6 protein-coding genes are annotated in these 6,171 nt (G+C 36.3%); 5 read left to right on the plus strand and 1 reads right to left on the minus strand.

The window, feature by feature from the left end; translation table 11 throughout:
• From ACIPNH_RS04845 to ACIPNH_RS04865, 5 genes are all read left to right on the plus strand, one after another.
• The coding region (locus ACIPNH_RS04845; RefSeq protein WP_400772015.1) for a TrbG/VirB9 family P-type conjugative transfer protein at positions 1-383 on the plus strand (383 nt) is incomplete at its 5' end.
• 16 nt (positions 384-399) lie between these two features.
• A complete protein-coding gene (locus tag ACIPNH_RS04850) occupies positions 400-1,860 on the plus strand; it encodes a TrbI/VirB10 family protein (protein ID WP_174515709.1) in 1,461 nt (486 codons plus the stop codon).
• A gap of 1 nt (position 1,861) precedes the next feature.
• Complete coding sequence (gene virB11 / locus ACIPNH_RS04855; RefSeq protein ID WP_065094644.1) at positions 1,862-2,854, plus strand: P-type DNA transfer ATPase VirB11; 993 nt, start codon at positions 1,862-1,864, stop codon at positions 2,852-2,854.
• Positions 2,855-2,884: 30 nt separating this feature from the next.
• Entirely contained in the window at positions 2,885-4,888 is a 2,004-nt protein-coding gene (locus tag ACIPNH_RS04860; RefSeq protein ID WP_400772019.1) for a type IV secretory system conjugative DNA transfer family protein, read from the plus strand.
• 121 nt (positions 4,889-5,009) lie between these two features.
• Entirely contained in the window at positions 5,010-5,858 is an 849-nt protein-coding gene (locus ACIPNH_RS04865; RefSeq protein ID WP_400772021.1) for a P44/Msp2 family outer membrane protein, read from the plus strand.
• A gap of 98 nt (positions 5,859-5,956) precedes the next feature.
• On the opposite strand, the gene ACIPNH_RS04870 is transcribed toward ACIPNH_RS04865, so the two are convergent.
• Positions 5,957-6,171: transposase (locus ACIPNH_RS04870; RefSeq protein WP_400771539.1), on the minus strand; the 215-nt coding region annotated here is incomplete at its 5' end.

Genomic DNA, 6,171 nt, shown 5'->3' on the forward strand with positions numbered 1-6,171 from the left:
CTTACGTAGTACGTTTTTATTATCCTCAAGAAGAAGGTGAATTTGATGTTGATTTAGATGAGGTTTCTTTACCTACTCAAATGCAATATACTACAGACAAGCTAGAAAAAATAATACAAGAAAATGATACGAAGTACAATTATACATATATTGATGAAGGTGGTAATGCGGATATAGTTCCGATCGAGTTATTTGATGATGGTTATTTAACCTATTTAAAATTTAGAAATAATAATAAAATACCTCAGGTTTTTGTAGAAGGGGAGGATAAACCTTGTAAAAGGCTGTTATTTGATGATTATGTTATAATAAAAGGAGTACATAAAAAGCTATTTATGCGTTATGAAGATGGTGAAGTTGAAATTATAAATAGGTCACTTTAGCTGTGGTACATGCAATATGAATAAAGAAAGGCGTAACAATTCAGAAGATGAATCAGAAATAGAGAATAAGGTAGTAACAGTTGGCTCTAATCAAGGTCATAGGGCATTGATGGTCATTATTTTAGTGCTTCTGGCTGGTGGAGTGTATTATCTCTATTTTAGTCCTTCTCCTAAAGAGGGTTCAGAAGTTATTAAAAAAGAGGAAACAAAGCAAAACGTTCAAGAATTGAAAGGAAAGTTGGAACAAGTTCCAGATAATGTAATGGTTCCTGAAAGAATAATAACTGATCCCTTACCACCCTTACCTCCTCTTCCTACACCACTAATCATACCAGAAATAAAACAAATTAGAAAAGAAGAAGTGATGAAAAAAGAAGAAGAGAAACCAAAAGAAACTCCTGTGTCAAATATACCTATTTTGCCAAAGCAAAATTTTCCTTCTAGTAATGTTATGGGCAATTTACCTACCTCGTTTCCTACAATAGGGGGTGGCGGTTATCCTAGAGACAGACGTAGTGCACAGATGTTGACAATTTCAGGTGGTAGTGGAGAGAATAAGGCTGCTGATGCTATTTTATCCGACACTTCAGCACAATCGAGCAAAGCTACCAGAGTAGGAAAGCTTGGTTTAATGATTACTCAAGGTAAAATTATTGATGCTGTTCTTGAAACTGCAATAAACTCTGATCTGCAAGGAATGCTGCGTGCTATGGTGAGTAGAGATGTTTATGCAGAAACTGGTGATACAGTTTTAATACCTAAAGGCTCAAGATTGATAGGCAGTTATTCATTTGACTCGAATGTTGCTAAATCTCGTGTAAATATAAACTGGAATAGAGTGATTCTGCCACATGGAATAGATATTGCAATCTCATCACTTAGTACTGACGAGCTTGGTAGAGCAGGAATAGCAGGAATAGTTGATAACAAAATAGTAAGTGCGTTATTCTCTTCAGTGACACTTGCTGGTGTTTCGATTGGTTCTGCTGTTATAGGGCAAAAGGCTTCTAATCTTGTTGATACGCTAACTATCAGAGATGCAGTAAAGTCTATCACTGCAACCGAAATAGATTTTTCTTCTCTCCAACTCATTATTGACCCAGAAAAGAAGATATCTAGTGACAAATGGAAATTAGGCCTTGGGGCTATCGGAAGAATTCGGAGTGCCAAAAGCAGACAAGATTTACTAAAAATAATGAAAGAGGAAATAGCAAAAGCACTAGGAATTGAAGAAGACGAGGTAAATATAAGCCTGGAAATTGTAAATCAACTGTTAGAACAAATTCAAAGAAAAAGCAAGTCTGTTTATGATGAAGCAATCGGGAAATCAATCGAGGATTTTTCTAAAGATATGCGGGATGTAGTGGGCAGATATACAGATAAAAAACCAACTATTTATGTTGATCAAGGCACTGCATTGAAAGTATTTGTTAACCAAGATATAGTATTTCCTCCACAGGCAATATTAAATCAATGAAATGAACTATGCTGCACTTGATACATATTTGGAGCCATTACAAGGCATATTTCAAGAAGAAGGCGTAAATGAAATATCAATAAATAAGCCAAAGGAAGTATGGATTGAAAATCGCGGTGAAATAAGGTGTGAAAAATTAGAAGTATTCGATCTTAACCATTTGAAATCTCTTGGCAGACTGATTGCTCAAGCTACAGAACAAAAACTTAGCGAAGAAGCGCCGTTACTTTCGGCAACATTACCAAATGGTTATCGTATACAGATAGTATTTCCGCCAGCATGTGAACCTGATAAAGTAGTCATGTCGATTCGTAAGCCTTCTAGCATGCAGTTAGCACTCGATGATTACGAAAAAATGGGGGCTTTTTCTGAAACTGTTACAGAAGCAACTGATAATCCAGTTGACCGTCATTTGGATTTATTGTTAAGGCAAAAAAAAATAAAAGAGTTTTTAGAATACGCTGTAATAAGTAAGAAAAATATTATAATTAGTGGTGGAACTTCCACTGGTAAGACTACTTTTACTAATGCTACTTTGCGTGCTATTCCAGCTGAGGAAAGAATTATTACTGTTGAGGATGCAAGGGAAATCGTTTTGAACGATCATCCCAATAAAGTCCATCTAATTGCCTCTAAAGGAGGGCAGGGCAGAGCAAAAGTAACCACTCAAGATTTGATAGAAGCGTGCTTACGTTTAAGGCCAGACAGAATAATAGTTGGTGAGCTCCGTGGAGCGGAAGCTTTTAGTTTTCTCAGGGCGATAAATACTGGTCACCCTGGATCAATATCAACCCTTCATGCAGATAGTCCAACAATGGCCCTTGAGCAAATAAAATTGATGGTTATGCAGGCAAATCTTGGCATTCCTCCAGACCAAATTATACCATACATTAGAAATGTGATTGATATTGTTATTCAGCTAAAAAGAACCGGTGGGGGCAAAAGAAGCATTTCTGAGATATTATTTACTAGATCTGCGAGCGAAAATGCTTAAATTTATACATAAGTTAAGGAAGAGTAGTTTATGAGTAATGGAAATCACCTACGTAATATTCTCATAGGAGGTGTAGTAGCTTTTAGCGTACTTGAGTTTTGCTTCTATCTATCTGGTATATTGTTTGTTCTGTTTGCTGATGGTCCGGATGCTGTGGATTTTAAGGCAATTAATCCTAGTTTGACGCCTTTCCCTCAAGCTCTTTGGCCAACGATTTTTGATCATATACAATATTGTTGGCATTATCCAGAGTTATATAGCCTTGAGCTCAAAATCACATTAATTATATCTTCTGCACTGCCTATCATTGTTTTAATGATTATCTTATGGAATTTAAGAGAAAGGATAATTGAGTGGCGACCATTTAAAAAGAAGGAATCACTTCATGGAGATTCGCAGTGGGCATCAGAGAAAGACATACGAAAAGCAGGATTAAGAAGCAAAAAGGGATTATTGCTTGGTAAAGATAAAAGAGGATACTTCATTTCTGATGGGTTTCAGCATGCATTGTTATTTGCACCTACAGGTTCTGGTAAGGGTGTTGGCTTTGTAATTCCTAATTTATTATTTTGGACTGACTCGGTAATTGTACACGACATAAAATTAGAAAACTATGAAATAACAAGTGGTTGGCGAGAACGACAAGGACAAAAAGTATACGTATGGAATCCAGCGCAGCCAGATGGAATAAGTCACTGTTACAATCCATTACAATGGATTAGTGAAAAACCTGGGCAGATGGTTGACGATGTGCAGAAAATAGCTAACCTAATCATGCCTGAACAAGACTTTTGGCAGAATGAAGCAAGAAGCTTATTTGTTGGAGTGGTATTATACTTACTTGCTGCACCAGAGAAAGTTAAATCTTTTGGTGAAGTTGTGCGTACGATGCGTAGTGATGACGTGGTTTATAATCTTGCTGTTGCTCTTGATACAATGGGTAAAATACTACACCCTGTAGCATATATGAATATTGCAGCTTTTTTACAAAAAGCTGATAAAGAAAGGTCAGGTGTTGTATCAACCATGAACTCATCACTTGAATTGTGGGCAAACCCATTGATTGATACTGCAACTGCGTCAAGTGATTTTAATATTCTAGATTTTAAAAAGAAGAAAATTACAGTTTATGTTGGTTTAACTCCTGACAACTTGACTAGGCTCAGGCCTTTAATGCAGGTTTTTTACCAACAGGCAACTGAGTTTTTATGTAGAAAATTGCCATCGGATGACGAGCCTTATGGCGTATTGTTTTTAATGGATGAGTTTCCTACACTTGGAAAAATGGAGCAATTTCAAACAGGTATTGCATATTTTCGTGGTTATCGAGTTAGGTTATTCTTAATTGTTCAAGATACTGAGCAGCTCAAAGGAATATACGAAGAAGCAGGGATGAACTCCTTTTTGTCAAACTCGACTTACAGAATAACTTTTGCAGCCAATAATATTGAAACAGCTAATTTAATATCGCAACTTATAGGAAACAAAACTGTACAACAAGAATCGTTGAATAAGCCTAAATTTTTAGATTTAAATCCTGCTTCAAGGTCATTACATATCTCTGAAATACAGAGAGCATTGCTATTGCCTCAAGAAGTTATTATGTTGCCACGTGACGATCAGATAATTTTAATAGAGTCGACTTACCCAATTAAATCAAAGAAAATTTTGTACTACAGTGATACCACCTTCACAAGAAGGCTGCTCAAACAAACTCGTGTGCCTACACAAGAACCATATGACCCAAACAAAGTTCTTTCTGCCGCTGCGAGCAAAGATAAGGTTAATAACGAGGGGAATAATGTTCTTGAGGGACCTAATTCAGTTGATTATCCTGCTGAAACTAAAACCGAAGATGCAGTATATGATGAATCAGATGAATTTGCAGACGAAGATATTGATGATGAAGATATCGACGATAAGTTTGAAGATGATGACGAGGAAGATGAGGATAGGAGCGATGATGGGTTTGATGACGAAGAAGAGGAGGATGAATTTGAAGATGAGGATAAATTAAAAAATGACGAGAAGTAAGGTTAACTTTGCCTATTTTTAGCTCAGAAAAGTGCAAGTTATGCAAATAATTAGGTTTTTCATATTAAGCCATTTTTAATTAATTAGTATTAGATTAGCTATTTTAACTAGGGGAGTAGTAATGATTAGTAAAAAAACATTAGCGGTTACAGCATTTGCTTTATTGTTGTCACAACAATCTTTTGCAAGTGAAACAGAAGGGTTTTACTTTGGTAGTGGGTATTACGGTCAATATTTAAATAACACAAGCGTACTAAAAACAAGCACTACAGGTATCAAAAATTTGTCTATAAATGACAGGGGTGCTCAGAACACAGAAGGTCAGTCACTAAGTGAGTATAAAGGAGATTATAATCCAACTTTTGCTGCAAATGTGGCATTTGGTTACACAGGAGAATTGGGTAACAACAGCTATAGGGCTGAATTGGAAGGGATGTATTCTTCTGTAAAAGTGGATAATATTGGTTTAACAAGTAGCCAAATAACTGTTTCATACCTAAAGGAGACTGGTGAGGATCCTAATAAAGAAACTTATCTCTATAGTGCTGCAGTTAGTCATGGCCAAATTGAGAACATATCTGTAATGGCAAATGTTTATCATCATTGGAAAAGTGACCGTTTCTCTTTTTCTCCTTACGTTGGTATTGGGATCGGTGCAACAAGAATGACGATGTTTGAAAAACCGTCAATAAGACCCGCAGGTCAATTAAAAGCTGGCTTTGACTATCGCATAAACGAAGATGTAAATATGCATATCGGATATAGAGGTTTTGGTGCTATTGGTAGCGATATTAAGCTTACAGCAAAAAGGTTAGGACAAGTGGTAGACGACCCTAATAATGATAAAAAAAAGAAGCTTAATCCTAGCTCAGGTAGCAAAGTAACTGAGGAAATAAATATAGGTAATCAACTATTTCACACACACGGTATAGAGGCTGGTCTTACTTTCCATTTTGCCAGCAAAGCTTAAACATGTTGCCCTTTAAAAAATGCATAAAACCGTTCCTGTCGTCCTATGGCTTGACCATAGGATCTAGTTATAGCATTTCTCATAATAGTCCGAACAGGTCATAGGAAGGCAGAATCAACAGCACGACGAAAAGATTCGAATAGAGGAATGTTTTTCCTAGCTCTGTTTTTTATAGCAAACCAATGATGCTCAATTTTGTTGAAATCTGGAGAATACGGCGGCAGATACAAAATTTCTGCACCAACTCCTCTAGCAAGCTCGATAATCTTACCAGACTTATGAAAAGTAGCATTGTCAAGAATGACAGTCTGTC

It is taken from the genome of Wolbachia endosymbiont of Drosophila barbarae, from assembly GCF_044752445.1.
Taxonomy (GTDB): Bacteria; Pseudomonadota; Alphaproteobacteria; order Rickettsiales; family Anaplasmataceae; genus Wolbachia; species Wolbachia pipientis.